Source organism: Microbacterium sp. SORGH_AS_0454, assembly GCF_031453395.1.
Lineage (GTDB): Bacteria > Actinomycetota > Actinomycetes > Actinomycetales > Microbacteriaceae > Microbacterium.
The window spans coordinates 2433690-2450666 of sequence record NZ_JAVIYS010000001.1; the positions used below are offsets into that span (position 1 = coordinate 2433690).

At 71.7% G+C, this 16977-nt stretch carries 11 protein-coding genes and 1 pseudogene; 6 read left to right on the forward strand and 6 right to left on the reverse strand.

What is annotated here, in order from left to right:
• Nucleotides 1–157: 157 nt before the first annotated feature.
• Together QE454_RS17310 and QE454_RS17315 are read right to left on the reverse strand one after the other, a co-directional pair.
• Complete coding sequence (locus QE454_RS17310; protein ID WP_396652960.1) at nucleotides 158–325, reverse strand: endonuclease/exonuclease/phosphatase family protein; 168 nt, start codon at nucleotides 323–325, stop codon at nucleotides 158–160.
• A 133-nt stretch (nucleotides 326–458) separates the two neighbouring features.
• A pseudogene (locus tag QE454_RS17315) lies at nucleotides 459–1325 on the reverse strand (hypothetical protein); the annotation flags it as partial.
• On the opposite strand from QE454_RS17315, the gene QE454_RS11535 reads away from it, so the two are divergent.
• Entirely contained in the window at nucleotides 1278–2138 is an 861-nt protein-coding gene (locus QE454_RS11535) for a PHP domain-containing protein (RefSeq protein WP_210074410.1), read from the forward strand. The pseudogene QE454_RS17315 and the gene QE454_RS11535 sit on opposite strands and share 48 nt — an antisense overlap.
• 546 nt (nucleotides 2139–2684) lie before the next feature.
• On the opposite strand, the gene QE454_RS11540 is transcribed toward QE454_RS11535, so the two are convergent.
• Nucleotides 2685–4133 carry a DEAD/DEAH box helicase gene (locus tag QE454_RS11540; protein ID WP_307455307.1) on the reverse strand — a complete coding sequence of 483 codons (1449 nt, stop codon included), beginning with the start codon at nucleotides 4131–4133 and terminating at the stop codon, nucleotides 2685–2687.
• A 150-nt stretch (nucleotides 4134–4283) separates the two neighbouring features.
• Between QE454_RS11540 and QE454_RS11545 the strand changes: the two genes are divergently transcribed.
• A complete protein-coding gene (locus tag QE454_RS11545; protein ID WP_307455305.1) occupies nucleotides 4284–5000 on the forward strand; it encodes a ferritin-like fold-containing protein in 717 nt (238 codons plus the stop codon).
• Nucleotides 5001–5108: 108 nt separating this feature from the next.
• Here the strand turns inward: QE454_RS11545 and QE454_RS11550 are convergent, their stop codons facing one another.
• Together QE454_RS11550 and QE454_RS11555 are read right to left on the reverse strand one after the other, a co-directional pair.
• The gene (locus tag QE454_RS11550; protein ID WP_210074416.1) at nucleotides 5109–5396 is read right to left on the reverse strand and encodes a hypothetical protein; all 288 of its coding nucleotides are present in this window, start codon (nucleotides 5394–5396) and stop codon (nucleotides 5109–5111) included.
• Nucleotides 5397–5406: 10 nt separating this feature from the next.
• Nucleotides 5407–5631 carry a DUF3107 domain-containing protein gene (locus QE454_RS11555; RefSeq protein WP_144835131.1) on the reverse strand — a complete coding sequence of 75 codons (225 nt, stop codon included), beginning with the start codon at nucleotides 5629–5631 and terminating at the stop codon, nucleotides 5407–5409.
• A 186-nt stretch (nucleotides 5632–5817) separates the two neighbouring features.
• Here QE454_RS11555 and QE454_RS11560 point away from each other — a divergent pair, with 186 nt between their 5' ends.
• Nucleotides 5818–8964 carry an ATP-dependent DNA helicase gene (locus tag QE454_RS11560; RefSeq protein ID WP_307455303.1) on the forward strand — a complete coding sequence of 1049 codons (3147 nt, stop codon included), beginning with the start codon at nucleotides 5818–5820 and terminating at the stop codon, nucleotides 8962–8964.
• On the forward strand, nucleotides 8961–12248 hold the full coding sequence (locus QE454_RS11565) for an ATP-dependent DNA helicase (protein ID WP_309668653.1): 3288 nt from the start codon (nucleotides 8961–8963) through the stop codon (nucleotides 12246–12248). Before QE454_RS11560 ends, QE454_RS11565 begins: the two co-directional genes overlap by 4 nt.
• Before the next feature lie 228 nt (nucleotides 12249–12476).
• Here QE454_RS11565 and QE454_RS11570 read toward each other — a convergent pair whose 3' ends face one another.
• The gene (locus tag QE454_RS11570) at nucleotides 12477–13970 is read right to left on the reverse strand and encodes a phosphotransferase (protein ID WP_307455298.1); all 1494 of its coding nucleotides are present in this window, start codon (nucleotides 13968–13970) and stop codon (nucleotides 12477–12479) included.
• A 107-nt stretch (nucleotides 13971–14077) separates the two neighbouring features.
• Here QE454_RS11570 and nudC point away from each other — a divergent pair, with 107 nt between their 5' ends.
• Nucleotides 14078–14989, forward strand: a complete 912-nt coding sequence (gene nudC / locus QE454_RS11575) for an NAD(+) diphosphatase (protein WP_307455296.1) — start codon at nucleotides 14078–14080, stop codon at nucleotides 14987–14989.
• Nucleotides 14986–16737, forward strand: coding sequence for an ATP-dependent helicase (locus QE454_RS11580; RefSeq protein WP_210074428.1), 1752 nt, complete (start codon nucleotides 14986–14988; stop codon nucleotides 16735–16737). The genes nudC and QE454_RS11580 overlap by 4 nt, the downstream gene beginning before the upstream one ends.
• Nucleotides 16738–16977: the final 240 nt, after the last annotated feature.

The window sequence follows — 16977 nt, forward strand, 5'->3', positions numbered from 1 at the left end:
CGCACCGTCGGGCGTCGCGTGCACGACGCCGATCGGCGCGCGCGGGCGGGTGCGCCGTGGCGGGGGTCTCGTCCTGCGCGGAACCGGGGCGTCCCGCCCGCGTCGGCGCCGTGGAGTCGGCATCCGGTCGAGGAGGGGACGTGCGTCGCGGGCGCGGTCAGCCGCCCGTGCGCTCGAGCTGCACGACGATCGGGCGGTGGTCGCTGCCCGAGCCGTCGAGCGTGCGCATGACGACCGACGCCGAGACCTTCCAGTCGGGGGTGGCCATGACGTGATCGATCGGCGCGCCCAGCAGGGCGGGAGCACTCGTCGGCCACGTGCCCACCCCGCCGTTGCCGCTCTCGGACGCCGGCGTCGTGGCAGCGGCCCAGGGTGCCGCCGTCGACGCCCATCCCGGTCATGTGATCGAGGGTCGCGTTGAAGTCGCCCGCGAGGATCACGTTGTCGGTCGCGCACTGGTCGGCCAGCCACTGCAGGTCGCTGCGCCACTGCGTCATGTACTCCTGTCGCGGCGCGACGGCGTGGGCGGCCACGATGATCGGGCCATCTCCCGAGACGGGCATGGCCACGGCGCTCGGGACGGTCGAGGTGTTGCTCGATCCGTCGAGCGAGGACTGGATGACGGAGTACTCGCCCAGCTCGGGCTTGATGAGGACGGTGGTGGAGGTGGCATCCCATCCGGTGATGCCGTACTCGCCGTACTCGGCGTGATGCGCCCACATCGGCTGGCCCATGTCGCGCATGAGCTCGGCGACCTCGGCCCCCGTCTCGATCGTGGTCTCGGGGAGGGTCACGACGTCGGCCTGCATACCCACCGCGAACTGCGCGATCGACTCGGCCGAGGTGGCCGAACCGGCGGTGTTCCACGTCATGATGCGCAGGCTCGACGCCGTCTTGGCCGGCATCTCCTCCGATCCCAGGCCGCGCTGCGAGAGCAGTGAGACGTTGACACCGCCCGCGAGAGCGAAGACGACCGCGAGGACGAAGGCGAGGGCCCGGATCGGGCGGATCAGCGCGAACAGCAGCATGAGCAGCGTCGCGGCGATGAAGGCGGCCGCCAGCGGCGCACGGAACGAGATGACCTGCGCCAGGGGGAAGGTGCGCTCGGCCCCGAACGCCGAGGGCCACGTGAGCACCGCGGCGCCCGCCGCGAAAGCGAGCGCGACCAGGAGACCGACCAGACGACGCACGCACCCGACCATAGGGGAGCCGTCTGAGAGATCCACGGATGCCGGTTGAGCGCGACCTCCGCGAATACGGGGCGCTACGCTCGACGGGTGCAGCGTGAACGGCGATTCGAAGGTCCGAGCGACCTGCACCTGCATTCCTCGCACTCCGACGGAACCGAGCCGCCCGCGCAGGTCATGGCCGCCGCCCACCGTCACGGCCTGCACACCGCCGCCCTCACCGACCACGACACGACGTCGGGGTGGGCAGAGGCCGCCGAGGCGGCGACCTCGCTCGGGATGACGTTCGTGCCCGGCATGGAGCTGTCGGCCCGGCATCGGTGGCGCAGCGTCCATCTGCTGGCCTACCTCGTCGACCCCGACGACACGGCGCTTCGCGCCATGACCGACCGCATCCGCTCCTCGCGGCTGGATCGGGCCCAGATCATGGCCGAGCGCATCTCCCACGACTACGACATCGCGTGGGACGACATCCTCGCCCAGACCACCGACGGCGCGACCGTCGGGCGTCCGCACATTGCCGACGCTCTCGTCGCCCGCGGCATCGTCGCCGACCGGACCGAGGCGTTCGCCGGCATCCTGCATCCCTCCGGCGACTACTACGTCGCGCTGTACGCCCCCGACCCGGTGACCGCGGTCGAGCTCGTCGTCGGCGCGGGCGGCGTGCCGATCATCGCTCACCCGGCGGGGCGGTCGCTGCTGCCCGACAGCGTGCTGCACGCGATGCTCGACGCGGGCCTGGCGGGCTTCGAGCTCGCGCACCGCGAGAACCTGCCCGAGCCCACGGCCCTGCTCGCCGATCTCGCCGCCGAGCGCGACCTCATCGTCACCGGCTCGAGCGACTACCACGGGCTCGGCAAGCCCAACGTCCCGGGCGAGAACACGACGGCCGACGACATGGTGGCGCGGATCTTCGCCCTGGGCCGCGGGACGGCGCCGGTCTTCCCGTAGGGGCTGCCCCGCGGGGTGGGGCAGCGGCCGGGCGTCGCGTGCGGATGGGCGGGCGGCGGGCGGCGCGGGTGTCTGTCGCTCGGCGCGCGTCGTGATGTGCAGCGGTGGCGGCAGGTCACGCATAAACGCTGTTAGCGCGCGGAAACGCGGGGAGCGCGTGTTTCTGCGTGCGGAGGGCGTTTATGCGTGTCGGGCGCGGGGAGGGGGCGTGCCGGAGCGTTCGGTGTGAGTTGCGGCCGGTGCAGGAGCGGGCCGCGGTTGGAGCGGGCCGGGGTGGTCGGGCGAGGGCGGGCGGTGGCGGCGTGCAGCGGTGGCGGTGGGTCACGCATAAACGCTGTTTGCGCGGGGAAACGCGGGGAGCGCGTGTTTCTGCGTGCGGAGGGCGTTTATGCGTGGGTCGGTGACCGCGTGGCGGCGCCGCGCGCCTGGTCGCGTCGGTCCACGCCGAGCAACCGACGCCCGAGGTCGACAATTCCGGATGCCGGTTCATACGCGAACGGCGCCGACCCCGCGGTTGGGGGTCGGCGCCGTTCCGTGTAAGACGCGTCAGGCGACGGGGGCCGTCGGCGTTCCCGAGCTGCCGCCTCCGCGGCGACGGCGGCGACGGCGCGGGGCTGCGTTGCCGTCGTGGTGCTCCTTGCCGGCACCGTCGTGCGTGCCGGCGCCACCCTCTTCGCGCGGGGCGCTGTCGCCGGCGGGGCTGTCGGACGACGAACCACCGCGACGGCGACGGCGCGGGGCGCGGGTGCCCTCGGCATCCGGGCTCTCGTTCTTCTTCTCGACCTGCTTGGGCGCGACGGCCTTCGGCGCCGTCACGAGGCGGCCCTTGGTGCCCTCGGGGATGTTGAGGTCGGTGTACAGGTGCGGGCTCGACGAGTAGGTCTCGGTCGGCTCGGGCTGGCCGAACTCCAGGGCGCGGTTGATGAGAGCCCACTTGTGCAGGTCGTCCCAGTCGACGAAGGTCACGGCGATACCGGTGTTGCCGGCGCGACCGGTACGACCGGCGCGGTGCAGGTAGGTCTTCTCGTCGTCGGGGATCGTGTGGTTGATCACGTGGGTGACGTCGTTGACGTCGATACCGCGGGCGGCGACGTCGGTGGCGATCAGGACGTCCTTCTTGCCGGCCTTGAACGCGGCCATCGAGCGCTCGCGGGCCTCCTGGCTCATGTCGCCGTGGACGGCGGCGGCGTTGAAGCCGCGGTCGCCGAGCTCGTCGACGAGCTTCTGGGCGGCGCGCTTGGTGCGGGTGAAGATGACGGCCTTCTCGCGACCCTCCGACTGCAGGATGCGGGCGATGACCTCGTCTTTGTCGAGCGAGTGCGCGCGGTAGACCAGGTGCTTGATGTTCGCCTGCGTCAGGCCCTCGTCGGGGTCGTTGGCGCGCATGTGGATGGGGTTCGACATGAAGCGACGCGCGAGGGCGACGATGGGGCCGGGCATGGTCGCCGAGAACAGCTGCGTGTGGCGCACGGGCGGGACCTTCGAGAAGATCTTCTCGATGTCGGCGAGGAAGCCGAGGTCGAGCATCTTGTCGGCCTCGTCGAGCACGACCTCGGTCGCGTTCGACAGGTCGAGCAGGCGCTGGTTCGCGAGGTCGATGAGGCGACCGGGCGTTCCGACGACGATCTGCGCGCCGGCCTTGAGCTGGTCGATCTGCCCCTCGTACGCCTTGCCGCCGTAGATGGCGACGACGCTGGTCGAGCGGTTGCTGGTCAGCATGTCCATGTCTTCGTAGACCTGGACGGCGAGCTCGCGCGTGGGGACGACGATGAGTGCCTTGACGCCGGGCTCGGGGTTGAGCCCCAGACGCTGGACCACGGGGATGCCGAAGCCGAAGGTCTTCCCGGTGCCGGTCTTGGCCTGACCGATGATGTCCTGGCCGGGGAGGCCGAGGGGAATCGTCTGCTCCTGGATGGGGAAGGCATCGACGATGCCCTTGGAGGCCAGGGCATCGACGATGTCCTGGTCGATGCCGAGATCGGCGAAAGTCGTCATAGTGCGTGCCTGTTCCGGCGGCGAGAGACCGCCTGGGGGAGTCGTATCCACGCCTCACTCGTCCACAGGCGCGGGGCCCCGATCCGACGCCGGGGCTTCTCCACTCTACCCGGCGTGTCTCGACAGCCCCCGACGCCTAGGCTGTCGTACGTGTTCGAGTGGTTCCGTCGTCGCCAGCGCCCGGTGGGCCGCACGCTCCAGCTGCGCTCGCGCGGAGACCTGGGCGAGGCCATGCGCGTCGACTTCGCCGAGCTCGCCCCCGAGATCGAGACATTCCTCGGTCAAGCCGCCTATCTGCAGCTCGGCTTCTTCGAGACGCTCAGCGAGCTGATCGCCCTGACCCCCGAACTCGCCGAGAAGGAGTCGCTCTCCCGCGCGGCGGGGGCGGCGCTCATCAAGCACCAGGAGCTCGTCTCGCTGATCCGCGAACGCGGGGCCGATCCGACGCAGCTCATGCTGCCGTTCCGCGAGTCGCTCGACGCCTTCCGCCGCAACACGCACGGCGTTCGCCCCCAAGAGACCATGCTCACGGTGCACATCACGGCGGGACTCCTCGACGACTTTTACCTCGCGCTGTCGTCGAGCTACGGCGACACCGGCCGCCGGGTCGCGCGCATCCTGCAGGCCGATGACGACCGTCAGGCGATCGTCGACATCCTCGGAGCGACGATCGAGAGCGACGAGGAGTGGCGCTGGCTACTGGCGCTCTGGGGGCGTCGTCTCGTCGGCGACACCCTGCTCGTCGCCCGCACGGCCCTCCGCCACGGACACCTCGACCGCGCCGAGGAGGCCAAGGTCGAGCCCGTGTTCAGCGAGCTGATGGGTGCTCACGCGAGGCGGATGGATGCCATGGGGCTCGCCGCGTAACGAGCGTCACCACGGTCCGCGCGACGGGGCGAGGCACCACGCCTGTCGATGCACCACAGAGTGTCTGGACGACGCCGGGTGCCGGCATCCGCTGGTCTCTCGAGAGACTCAGACGCCCAGTCGCACGCGATCGGCCTCGTCGCGGGCGACGCGCGAACGAGTGAGCAGCGGCACAAGGGCAAGAGTCGTGGCGGCCGGCGCCAGGACGGCGACGATCCACAGGATCGGCGAGTCGACCCCCAGACCCATCCACGTCAGGGCGGTCCACACGACCGCCGCCGCAGCCGCCCCCGCCAGAGGGGCGAGAACGACGCCGCGGAGGTGGCGGTGCGGCAGCGCGAAGTGCACGGCGAGGCCGATGACCGCGCCGATGATCAGACCGAGCAGGATCTGCACGGTTCGAGTGTCAGGCGACGAAGCCGACGCGACGCGACTCTTCGGTGCCGAGTTCGACGAACGCGAGGTTGGCGGTCGGAACGAGGTAGGAGTTGCCCTTCACATCGGTGAAGGACACGTGGCTGGCGGAGTTGTCGAGAGCGGCGGCGACGGCCGACTTCACGGCGTCCGAGCTCTCGTTCGTCTCGAAGTTCAGCTCGCGGCCGGTGTTGGTGATTCCGATGCGGATCTCCACGATGCGTCCTTTCCCCGCGGGCCGCGGTCGGCCCGGCGCGTGATTCGACTCTAGGGCAGGCATCCGACACCCGAGCTCGCGGGAGGGGTCGCTTCGCGGACGGCGAACGCGCCTCGCGCCGACGGCGACCGGAGCGGACGCGGCGTCGCACCCGGCGATGTCGGAGGTCGCGATTAGCGTGGAGACATGCAGATCCCGGATGCCGTCGCCCTCGACGCATCTCCCGCTCGGGGAGGTGCGCTCGACGCCGAGCAGCGCGTCGTCGTCGACTGGCCCGCGGCCGCGAGCGGTGTGGTCGTCGGGGCTCCCGGCTCGGGCAAGACGACCACGCTGCTCGCTCGTGTGCGTGAGCTCGTGGCATCCGGAGTCGACCCCGACGAGGTGCTGGTGCTCACGCCCACGCGACCCGCGGCGACGGCCTTGCGCGATCCCCTCGCCCTCGCCGTCGCGCGGGCGACCTCTGGCGCTCTCGCCCGGTCGGTGGCGTCGTTCGCGTTCCAGCTCGTCCGCGGCGCCGAGGTCCGGCGGGGGGTCGAACCCCCGCAGCTTCTCACCGGCGGAGACGAAGACCAGATCATCCGCGATCTGCTCGAGGGCGATGCCCTCGACGAGCTCGAGGGCGCGTCGCGTTGGCCCGCGTGGCTCGGGCCCGTCATCCGAGCGACCCGCGGTTTCCGGGGCGACCTGCGGGCGTTCCTCGCGGAGTGCACCGACCTGGGCATCGGCTCCGACGACCTGATCCAGCTCGCGCAGCGGTGCGAGCTGCCGGTCTGGGCCTCTCTCGCGTCGTTCGCCGACGAGTACCGGGCCGTGCGCTCGGCGATGCGCGGCACGCACCGCGACGCGGCCGACCTCGCTCGCGAGGCCGTCGCCGTACTCGATGAGGCCCGCGCGGATCGCGCGCTCCTGGGGCGGTTCGCCACGCTGCGCTGCATCCTCGTCGACGACGCGCAAGAGCTCACCGCCGGCGGCATCGATCTGCTGCGCGCGTGTCGGGCCCTCGGCATCGGGGTGGTCGCGTTCGGCGACCCCGACGTCGGGTCGGGAGCCTTCCGCGGAGCGACGCCCGAGAACTTCGCTCGCCTCGCCCGTGAGCTCGGTGCCATCGCCGCTCTCGGGGAGCCCCACCGCGGGACACCGGAGCAGATCGACCTCGTCCGTCGCGTGGTCACGCGCATCGGTGCGGCCGGGATCGTCGCGCACCGACGTGCTCCCTCGGGCGCCGCGCCGCAGGGCTCGGTCCGCACCTACCTGCTGCGGTCGCCGGCGGAGGAAGCCGACGCCATCGCCCGCCTGCTGCGCGAACGGCACGTTCTCGAGGGCGTCCCGTGGGGCTCGTGCGCCGTGATCGCGCATGACTCGCGGCAGGTCGCGACCCTCGAGGCCGAGCTCGCCGCGCGAGAGGTGCCCGCGCGCGCGAGCGGTCCCGGGCTGGCCCTGGGCGTGCAGCGGCCGGTCCGCGATCTCGTCCGACTGGTCGAGCTCGGCATGAAAGATCCCGACGAATGGGTCGCCGACGAGGTGGTCGACGCCCTGATCGGCACCTTCGGCGGCCTCGATCCGATCGAGCTGCGGCGTCTGCGCACGGCGCTCCGACACGACGAGGTCGGTGCCGGGGGCGCGCGCACCGCGACCGAACTGCTCGTCTCCGGCGTGCGTTTCCCGCTCGAGCTCGAGGCCGTCGACACGCGCGAAGCACGCCGCGCCGCACGGCTGGGCGAGACCCTCGCCGCACTCCGCGCGCAGACGCTGTCGCACGCGACCCCGCACGAACTGCTGTGGACCGCGTGGGAGCGCAGCGGCCTGTCGCGGACCTGGCGCGAGGCGGTGCGCGGGCACGGGCCGATCGCCGAGCAGGCGGAGCGCGACCTCGACGCGATCGTCGCGCTGTTCCAGGCCGCGAAGCGGTTCACCGAGCGTGAGCCCGACGGGGAGGCCTCCGTCTTCCTGCGCGCGGTGCTCGACAGCGACGTCGCCGAAGACCGCATCGAACAGCCCGCCGTGGTCGACACGGTCCGCGTGCTGACCCCCGCGGCCGCCGCCGGTACGGCGTTCGACACCGTCATCGTCGCCGGGGTGCAGGATGGCGTCTGGCCCAACACCCGTCTGCGCGGCGGCCTGCTCGAAACGTGGCGACTCGTCGACGCGGTGCAGAACCCCGACCTCCCCGCCGCGGGCACGCTCGATCGCCGCCGTGCGGCGATGCACGATGAGCTACGGCTCTTCGTCCGGGCCCTCAGCAGGGCGGGGTCACTGCTGGTGGTCACCGCGGTCGACGACGACGACACCGGTCCCAGCGTGCTGTTCGAGATGCTCCCGGCGCCCGAGCCGGCGGCATCCATTCCCGAGCATCCCCTGTCGCTTCGCGGTCTCGTGGCGCGGCATCGCCGCTCGCTCACCGCGCCGCGCGTCGCCGTTGCCGATCGCACCCACGCGGCCGGACAGTTGGCGCTACTCGCCGCGGCGGGCGTCGCCGGCGCCGCGCCCGAGGAGTGGTACGGCGTGGCCGCTCCCACATCGTCGGCGCCGTTGCGCGATCTGACGCGCGAAGACGTCCGCGTCTCGCCGTCGCGCCTGCACGCCCTCGAGGAGTGCGAGCTCGACTGGGTCATCGCCGACCTCGGCGGCGACCGGGGCGGGACGACGGCGGGCATCGGCACCATCATCCATGCGGCGCTCGAGACGGCGGCATCGTCGTCCGAAGACGACCTCTGGGCGGTGGTCGACGAGCGCTGGGGTGAGCTGGCGTTCGACGCGGTCTGGCGCGAGCGCGCCGAACGAACGCGAGCGCGCGACCTCGTGCGGCGTCTGGCGGCCTATCTGCGCCGGTTCGATGATGCGGGCGGACGCCTGATCGGCGCCGAGCGGCACTTCGAGGTGCCGATCCCCATTGCCGATGCCGGCGAGCACGGCGCCGTGCTGAGCGGCGACATCGACCGCGTCGAGGTGACGCCCTCGGGTGAAGTCGTGATCGTCGACCTCAAGACGGGTAAGAGCGAACCCCAGACGGATGCCAAGGTCGCCGACAACCCGCAGCTCGCCGCGTACCAGTTGGCGTTCTCGTCCGGGGCGATCGAGCAGGTCGCCGGGTTGCCGTCGGGCGGTGCGAAACTGCTCGTCCTGCGCCCCACCGCGGCGAAGAAGGACTACGCGGAGCCGACGCAGAAGCCGTTCGACGATGAACAGCGCGGCCAGTTCGTCGAACGTGTGCAGCGGGCGGTCGAGGTGATGCGCGGCACCAGTTTCGCCGCGCCGTACGAGGTGCACTGCCGGGACGAGTTCTCTTACGGGTTGTGCCGCATCCACACGGTGTCGGCGGTGAGCGCATCGTGACCGTCGTGCTTTCCGCGGCGACCATCGCCGCCGCCCTCGGACAGTTCCCGCCCACGATCGAGCAGACCGCAGTGATCGAAGCGCCTCTCGCGCCCGCCCTCGTCGTCGCCGGTGCGGGTAGCGGCAAGACCGAGACCATGGCCGGTCGCGTGGTCTGGCTCGTCGCGAACGGACTGGTCCGTCGCGACGAGGTGCTCGGGCTGACCTTCACCCGAAAGGCCGCGGGCGAGCTCGCCGAGCGCATCCAGCGGCGGTTGCAGCGTCTGTCGGAGTTCGAGACGCGCGGACTGCTGGGTGCTCTTCCAGCGCTGCACGAGGCGGGTCGCCTCGCGGTGTTCGCCGAACTCACACGTGCCGAAGGGGCGCGCGCAGATGCCGCCCGTCTCGAGGTTCTCGACGCCCTCGCCGCCGAGGTCGGCGCGGACGACCCCGGCCTCGACGACGGCGACCAGCTGTTGCACCGGCCCACCGTGTCGACCTACAACAGCTTCGCCGACTCGATCGTGCGTGAGCACGGCCTGCGCATCGGCCGCGACTCCGAGGCTGCGGTGCTCTCGGAGTCCGCGGCCTGGCTGCTCATGCGCCGGGTCGTGTTCACCTCCGACGACCCGCGGTTGGAGGAGCGGCAGGAGTCGCCTCGTACGCTCATCGACGCGGCTCTGCGCATCGCTCGCGACGGCGTCGACAACCTCGTCGACCTCGACGAGCTCGCCGCGTTCCCCGACGAGTTCGCTCGTATCGTCGAGCGTCCGTCGACCTCGGCACGCGTCACCGTCTACAAAGAGGTGGCCGACGCCGCATCGCGTGTGTCGGCTCTGTCACTGCTCGCGCGCCTCGCCGCCGACTACGACCGTGAGAAGGCGCGCCTGGGCGTCATGGACTTCGCCGACCAGGTGGCGGGGGCCCTGCGCATCGCGCAGGAGCATCCCGCGGTCGTCGAGGAGCTGAGAGCGCGCTACCGTGTGGTCCTGCTCGATGAGTACCAGGACACGTCGGTCGTCCAGACCGACCTGTTGGCCACCCTCTTCGGGGGTACCGGTGTCATGGCAGTCGGCGACCCACACCAGGCGATCTACGCGTGGCGCGGAGCGAGCGCGGGAAACCTCGGCGGCTTCCCCGATGCCTTCGCTCCGGAGGGCGGATGCCAGCGCTTCGCGCTGCTCACCAGTTGGCGCAACAGTGCCCGTGTGCTCGACGCCGCCAATGCCGTGCTCGCGCCCCTCGCTCACCGGGCGGCCGTGGCCGTCGAAGAGCTGCGGTCACGTCCCGGCGCGCCCGAGGGTGTGGTCGAGATCGCCTTCGAGAACGATCTCGACGCCGAGGCCGATCGCGTCGCGTCGTGGTTCGTTGGCATCCGTGCGGCACGCGCCGCCGAGGGGCGCGGGACGACCGGCGCCGTGCTCTTCCGCAGCAAGAAGCACATGGTGCGCTTCGGCGATGCGCTCGGGCGGCGTGGCATCCCTCACCGCATCCTCGGGCTCGGCGGCCTGCTGACGACCCCTGAGGTCGTCGACGTGGTGTCGGTGCTGCGGGTCATCAGCGACCCCGAGGCGGGGTCGGCTCTGATCCGTCTGCTCTCCGGACCGCGATGGGCGGTGGGGTTGGCCGATCTGCGCGCCCTCGCTCAAGTCGCGAGGCGGCTAGCGACACACGACGTCGCCCTGCAACCGCTCGCCCCCGAGGTCGTGGACCGCCTGCGCTCGACGCCGGGGGCCGATCGCGCGTCGCTGGTCGACGCTCTCGATTTCGTCACCCGCCAGACCGACGGCCACGGGTGGCTGACAGACATCACTCCCGAAGGCCGTGCGCGCCTCCGGGAAGCCGGTGCGGTGTTCGCAGCCCTCCGCAGGAGCGTCGGTGCCCCGATCCCCGAGCTCATCCGCCTCATCGAGGCCGAGCTGCGTCTCGACATCGAACTCGCCGCGAACGAGGCACGCGGCCCTGCTCGTATCGCCTCGGCGCAGTTGCGCGCTTTCGTCGACGAGATCCGCGGGTTCCTGGCGGCGGACGAGTCCGGCTCCGTCTCGAGCCTGTTGGCGTGGCTCGATCACGCCGAGCAGGCCGACGAGTTCGCGCCGCGTACCGAGCCGCCCGAGGACGACGTCGTCCAGCTCCTCACGATCCACGGTTCGAAGGGCCTGGAGTGGGATGCCGTGGCCGTCGTGCGCCTCGTGACCGACGAATTGCCCTCGCTTCCGCGTGACACGAAGGGGTGGCTGGGTTTCGGCATCCTCCCCTCGCAGTTCCGAGGCGATTCTGCGTGGCTTCCGGTGTTCGGATGGCGCGAGGCCCAGACGCAGCAAGATCTGAAGGCGGCGATCGACGCGTTCGTCGCCGACAACCGAGCCCGCCAGCTCGATGAGGACCGACGGCTCGCCTACGTGGCGTTCACTCGCGCCCGCGACCACCTCATGCTCTCGGGCTCGAGTTGGTCGGGCACGAAGCGCCCTCGCCGACCCAGCGTTTTCCTCGACGAGGCCGCCGAGGCGCTCGGGGCGGAGCTGTTCGTCGACGAGGCGGGAGACGACCCCTACGACGGTGAGCGACGCCTGCTGCACTGGCCGCTCGACGCGCTCGGGGCCCGACGCACGGCGATCTCGGCCGCGGTCGGGGCCGTCACCGCTGCGCGCGCGGCGACGCCGGCCGATGCCGATGGCGACCTCGAGCTGCTGCTCGCGGAGCGTGCCGAGCGGCTCCGGCCCGTGCACACGCCGGCTCCGACGCGTATCCCAGCCTCTCGTTTCAAGGATTTCGTCGACGACTACGGACGCGCGGTCGAGGATCTTCGCCGGCCCATGCCGGAGCGCCCCTATCGGCAGACGCGCCTCGGAACGCTCTTCCACGCCTGGGTCGAGCAGCGCTCCGGGCTGGTCGGAGCGGGTGTCGGGCTCGACGACGACGGTCTGTGGGGCGACGACGAAGCGGGAGCGTCCGCAGCTGATGCCATCGAACTGCAGCGGTTGCGGGAGTGCTTCGAACGCTCGGAGTGGGCCGCACTGCGGCCTCTCGAGGTCGAGACCGAGATCGACTTCGTCACGACGCGCCTCGACGGGCGCGAGCATGTCGTCATCTGCAAGCTGGATGCCGTGTACCGCCGCGGCGAGCGGTACGAGATCGTCGACTGGAAGACGGGGCGCCCGCCCGCCAGCGAGCCCGAGCGCCGCTTGCGCATGCTGCAGCTCGAGCTCTATCGCGAGGCCTATCACGCCAAGCACGGTATCGACCTTGACCTGATCGACGTCGCCCTCTTCTACGTCGGCGATGAGCTGGTGCTGCGGGGGTGAGGGCGCGGGCCGTCCAGGCCGGGTACCCGTGAGAGGTTTCGGGGAGCGACGCGCAAAAGCGCCGCTCGGATCTGCCGGCTCCGTCACAGCCCGGTCACGTGACCCGGTCGCACCCCGCGCGGCTCGAGGCACGATGTGCCGGTTGAGGCGCGGGAAAGATCGGTCCCCTGCGACCGTCGCGAACCAGGTCGACGGCGACGAGCGGCGACAGCAGAGCGACGGTGCCCGTCAGGCCCCGTCGCCGGAGACGCCCCAGCGGCGCAGCGCGGCGCGGCTCGCGCGAGCGGCGTCTTCTTCGTCGTCGATGTGCGCGGCACCGGAATCGCGCGAGGCGTCGGACGCCGTTGCGTCCGTACCCGGTGCGCCCTCCTCGCGGACGGCGGGCTCGGCGGGGTCTGTCGACACGGCAGAGCGTGACCACAGCGAGGTCGCGTCGGTGTCGCCGCTTAGCGCGGGAGCCTGGCCACGGTCGTTCCGGGTCTCGGGGGTCTTGTCCTCCCACCCGTCGAGGTCGAGGGGTTCGGTCTCGCCGGGCTCGACGCTGTCGGGGACGGGCAGCCGGTCGACGTGGATCGCGCCGCTGTCGGCATCCGACTCTTTCGCGTTCGCGAGGGCTTCGGCGAGCGCTTCGGCGGCGGTGGCGCGGTCGCGCTCCGCCGACAGGTACAGCGACAACGCTTCGGGGTCGTAGGCGTCGGTCTGCATCGAGGTGTCGACGGCGGCCGGGGCAGAGACCGGGGGAACGCTCTCGACGAGGGCCAACGCGTCGTCGATGTCGCTTCGCGAGTCGGGCACGATGTGGTCGCCGCGCACGCCGTCGGCCAGGGCGTCGAGCAACGCGTCGGCGTCGGCGACGACGTCGGTCTCGCCGGCGTCGTGTCCGTGCACGAGCCAGCGCGCGAATTCGAGCTCCGCGTAGAACCGCGCGCGTTCGCGCAGCAGGGGGTCGGGGGAGCGATCGCCGGCCGCGGCGTATCCGGCATGGACGTCGTCGGCGGCGAGGGGAGCGGATGCCAACCAGCGCAGGTCGACGGCCGGATCGCCGACGCTGAGGCCGGCCCAGTCCAGGATGCCGACCACGTGGGGGATCTCGTCCTCATCGTCGGCGAGGAGGATGGATGAGCTCGTCGCGCCGCCCAGGACGACCGCCGACTCGAAGCGCCACAGCTCGTCGACGTCGAGGGCGCGGCGCCACCGCAGCATGAGGTCGTCGTTGACGCGACCGGTGGCGTCAGCGCGGTCGAGGAGTCGTTTGACGTCGTCCCGCACCTGCTCGGGGGAGCGCACGGGCAATCCGTCGGTGCGGACGATCGACACGGGGAGCGCGTGGACTGCGGCGAGCGCCCCGCCGATCGCCGGCGCGTACCCCGGGCCCTTGGGGAGGTGCGCCGGGTCGATGCGGTAGCCGTCGATGCGATCGACGATGAGGACACGTTGCGTTCCGGAACCGCTCTCGCCGATCACCTCGGGCACGGCGAAGGGGAGGAGGGCGCGGACGCCCGCCGTCAGAGCGTGCAGCGCTCGTGACTCCGCGGCGAGGTCGGGAGCGCCTTCTTCACCGGCGGGCATGCGGATGACGACCTCGCGCCCGTCGGCGGTGCGGGCCAGCGCGGCATCGAAACGGCCGGCGGCGTTCTCGGTCAGAGCGCTGACGTTCGAGAAGGCTGCGCCGGGCAGGGCCGTCGTCGCCGACGCGGCTAAAATGAGGGGCGAGCGTGCCATGCCCCCAGGGTAGGTCGGGCCTTCCTTCACCGGCCCGCGCCACGCCCTTCACCGAGCAGGTCGGTCTGCCGACCGCCCACCCGTGCCCGCCGTCAGAGAGGTGTTCGATGCCGCGTCCCGTGTCTTCGCCGTCCGAGGTCCCGCTGACCGTCGACCGCGCGGGCGGTGAGCGCGACGACGAGACCCTGCTCGAGCGCGTCCTGTCTGAACCGAGCACCCTGGTCCTCGCCATCCGGCGCGATGCGGCGCCGCTGCGCGACGGACATCTGGTCTTGGGCTCCCTCGCACGGGTAGGGAGAGAGCACGTCCAGGAGTGGGCGTTTCTCGGCCGCACTCCCGATCACACCGCGGTCGTGCTTGCGGCCCTGACCGCCGGTGCCCCCGACGACCTCGTCCCGGATGCCGAGTGGCTACCCCTCCGCGCGGCCGGAGGCGACCTGCCCGACGGTGAAGCCGAACTGCTCACCACCGCCGTCGCTCTGGCGGGGTGGCTGCGCGATGCCGCGTTCTGCCCGGCGTGCGGCTCGGCGACAGAGCTGCGCCACGCCGGCTGGTCGCGGCACTGTCCTGTCTGCGGGCGTGAGCACTTCCCGCGCACCGATCCGGCGGTGATCGTGCTGGTGACCTCGGCGACCGGTGACGATCGGATCCTTCTCGGCGCGAACGCCGCCTGGGGAGGTGACCGGTACTCCTGCTTCGCCGGGTTCGCCGAGGCGGGGGAGTCGCTCGAGGACGCGGTCACCCGCGAGGTCGGCGAGGAAGCCGGGGTTCGTCTCCGCGACATCGCGTACCGCGGTTCGCAGGCGTGGCCGTATCCCCGTTCGCTCATGCTGGGCTTTCGAGCGGTCGTCGTCGACGACGCCGAAGCGGAGGCCGACGGTGAGGAGATCGTCGAGGTCCGCTGGTTCGACCGCGAAGAGATCGGCGCCGCTCTTCGCGGCGAGGGCTCGGCGATGCTCCCGGGCCCGGCATCCATCGCTCGTCGCTTGATCGACGGCTGGTACCGGGGCGTCGCGTGACCGCGCCGCTCGAAGGACTCGACGAGCACCAGCTCGAGGCGGCGCGTGCGCTCCGCGGTCCGGTCTGCGTTCTCGCGGGTGCGGGCACCGGCAAGACGCGCGTGATCACCCGCCGCATCGCTCACGGCGTCGACACGGGCGCCTACTCGCCGCAGCGCGTGATGGCCGTGACGTTCACCGCCAAGGCCGCGGGGGAGATGCGCGGGCGTCTGCGTGCGCTCGGGGTCGCGGGGGTCTCGGCCCGCACGTTCCACGCCGCCGCTCTCGCGCAGGTCAACTTCTTCTGGCCGACGCTCGCCGGTGATCAAGCGCCTTCGATCATCGACAACAAGGTGCGCATGCTCGCGCACGCGGCCGACGGCGTGGGACTGGCCCCCGACACCGCGACTCTGCGCGACGTCGCGTCGGCGATCGAGTGGCGCAAGGTGACTCTGCGCTCCATCGAGCAGTACGCGGCGGACCGCCCCGACGGCGTCGGTCGTCTCGGCGTCGACCAGGTCGTGGCCCTGCAGAGCGCGTACGAGAAGCTCAAGGACGAGCGCCGCCAGATGGACTTCGAAGACGTCCTGCTGACCTGCGCCGGCATGATCGAGGCCGAACCGCGGGTCGCCGCGGCCGTACGCGAGCAGTATCGGCACTTCACCGTGGATGAGTACCAGGACGTCTCGCCGCTGCAGAACCGCCTGCTCGAGCTCTGGCTGGGCGATCGTCGCGACCTGTGCGTCGTCGGCGACGCGAGCCAGACGGTGTACTCGTTCACCGGCGCCGACGCGCGGTACCTGCTCGAGTTCGAGCGCACGCATGAAGATGCGCGTGTCGTGCGTCTCGAGCGCAACTACCGCTCGACGGCTCCGGTGCTCGCCGTCGCCAACGACCTCATGAGGGGTCGCGCCGGCGCCCTCGAGCTCGTCGCGGCCAGCGAAGACGACACGCCCACGCCGACCGTGCGCGCCTTCGACGACGATGAAGACGAGGCCTCTGCGGTCGCGGCCTCGATCCGCGACTCGCTCGCGCGCGGCGTCGATCCCCACGACATCGCGGTTCTGTACCGCTCGCACGCGCAGTCCGCGGGGTTGATCTCGGCCCTCGCGAAGGTGGGTGTCGCGGCGTCCGTCCTGGGCGGCCGCAAGTTCTTCGACCTTCCCGAGGTTCGGCAGGCTCTCATGGCGCTTCGCGCCGCGTCGGTGGCACCGCTCGAGACCGGGTTCCTTCCGACCGTCCGCGACGTGCTCCGCAGCGTCGGGCTCACCGACGACCCGCCCGAGGCGGGCGGTGCGCTCCGCGAGGCGTGGGAGGCGCGCGCCGCCATCCTGCGCCTGGCGGAGGAAGCGCCGCACGGCACCGACCTGCGCGCGTTCACCGACGATCTGCAGGCGCGTGCGCGCGATCAGCACGAGCCGACGACGCGGACGGTGACGCTCGCGACGCTGCATGCGGCGAAGGGGCTGGAGTGGGATCACGTGTACCTCGTGGGATTCAGCGAAGGGCTGCTGCCGATCTCGTACGCCAAGACCTTCGAAGCGGTCGACGAAGAACGGCGCCTCGCGTACGTGGGCGTCACGCGGGCCGCACGAACGCTGTCCGTGAGCTGGGCACGGGGTCGAGGGCGGATGGAACGGTCCCCGTCGCGCTTTCTTCGAGAGATCGGCAGTGGCAGTCTGCGCTCGGCCGATGCAGCGCCCAGGCCCGCCGGAACGAATCGGCGCGCAGGCGCAGCGAGCGCGTCGTCTGCCCGATCGGAGCGGTGAGAAGGAACCGCGCCGCCCGTCCGGCCTCGGCGGCCAGCGCCACGTCGATCTCGGGCCGCGGTCGTCCCACCAGCTGAGCGGCGACGGTCGCCCACTCCGGGTCGTCGCGGCGCTGGTCCGCGTCGAGACACGCGAGGCACGCCGTCTGTCCCGGCACGACGACGGGCCCGATCCGGGCGCTCGACCCGTCGAGCACGAGAGGCAGGTGCGTCACGTCGTCGCGGACGAGCGGCCCCGCTC

Coding starts and splice junctions, on each gene's coding strand:
- QE454_RS11540 (WP_307455307.1), bottom strand. CDS start 4,133: ATGACGACTTTCGCCGATCTCGGCATCGACCAGGACATCGTCGATGCC.
- QE454_RS11560 (WP_307455303.1), top strand. CDS start 5,818: ATGCAGATCCCGGATGCCGTCGCCCTCGACGCATCTCCCGCTCGGGGA.
- QE454_RS11570 (WP_307455298.1), bottom strand. CDS start 13,970: ATGGCACGCTCGCCCCTCATTTTAGCCGCGTCGGCGACGACGGCCCTG.
- nudC (WP_307455296.1), top strand. CDS start 14,078: ATGCCGCGTCCCGTGTCTTCGCCGTCCGAGGTCCCGCTGACCGTCGAC.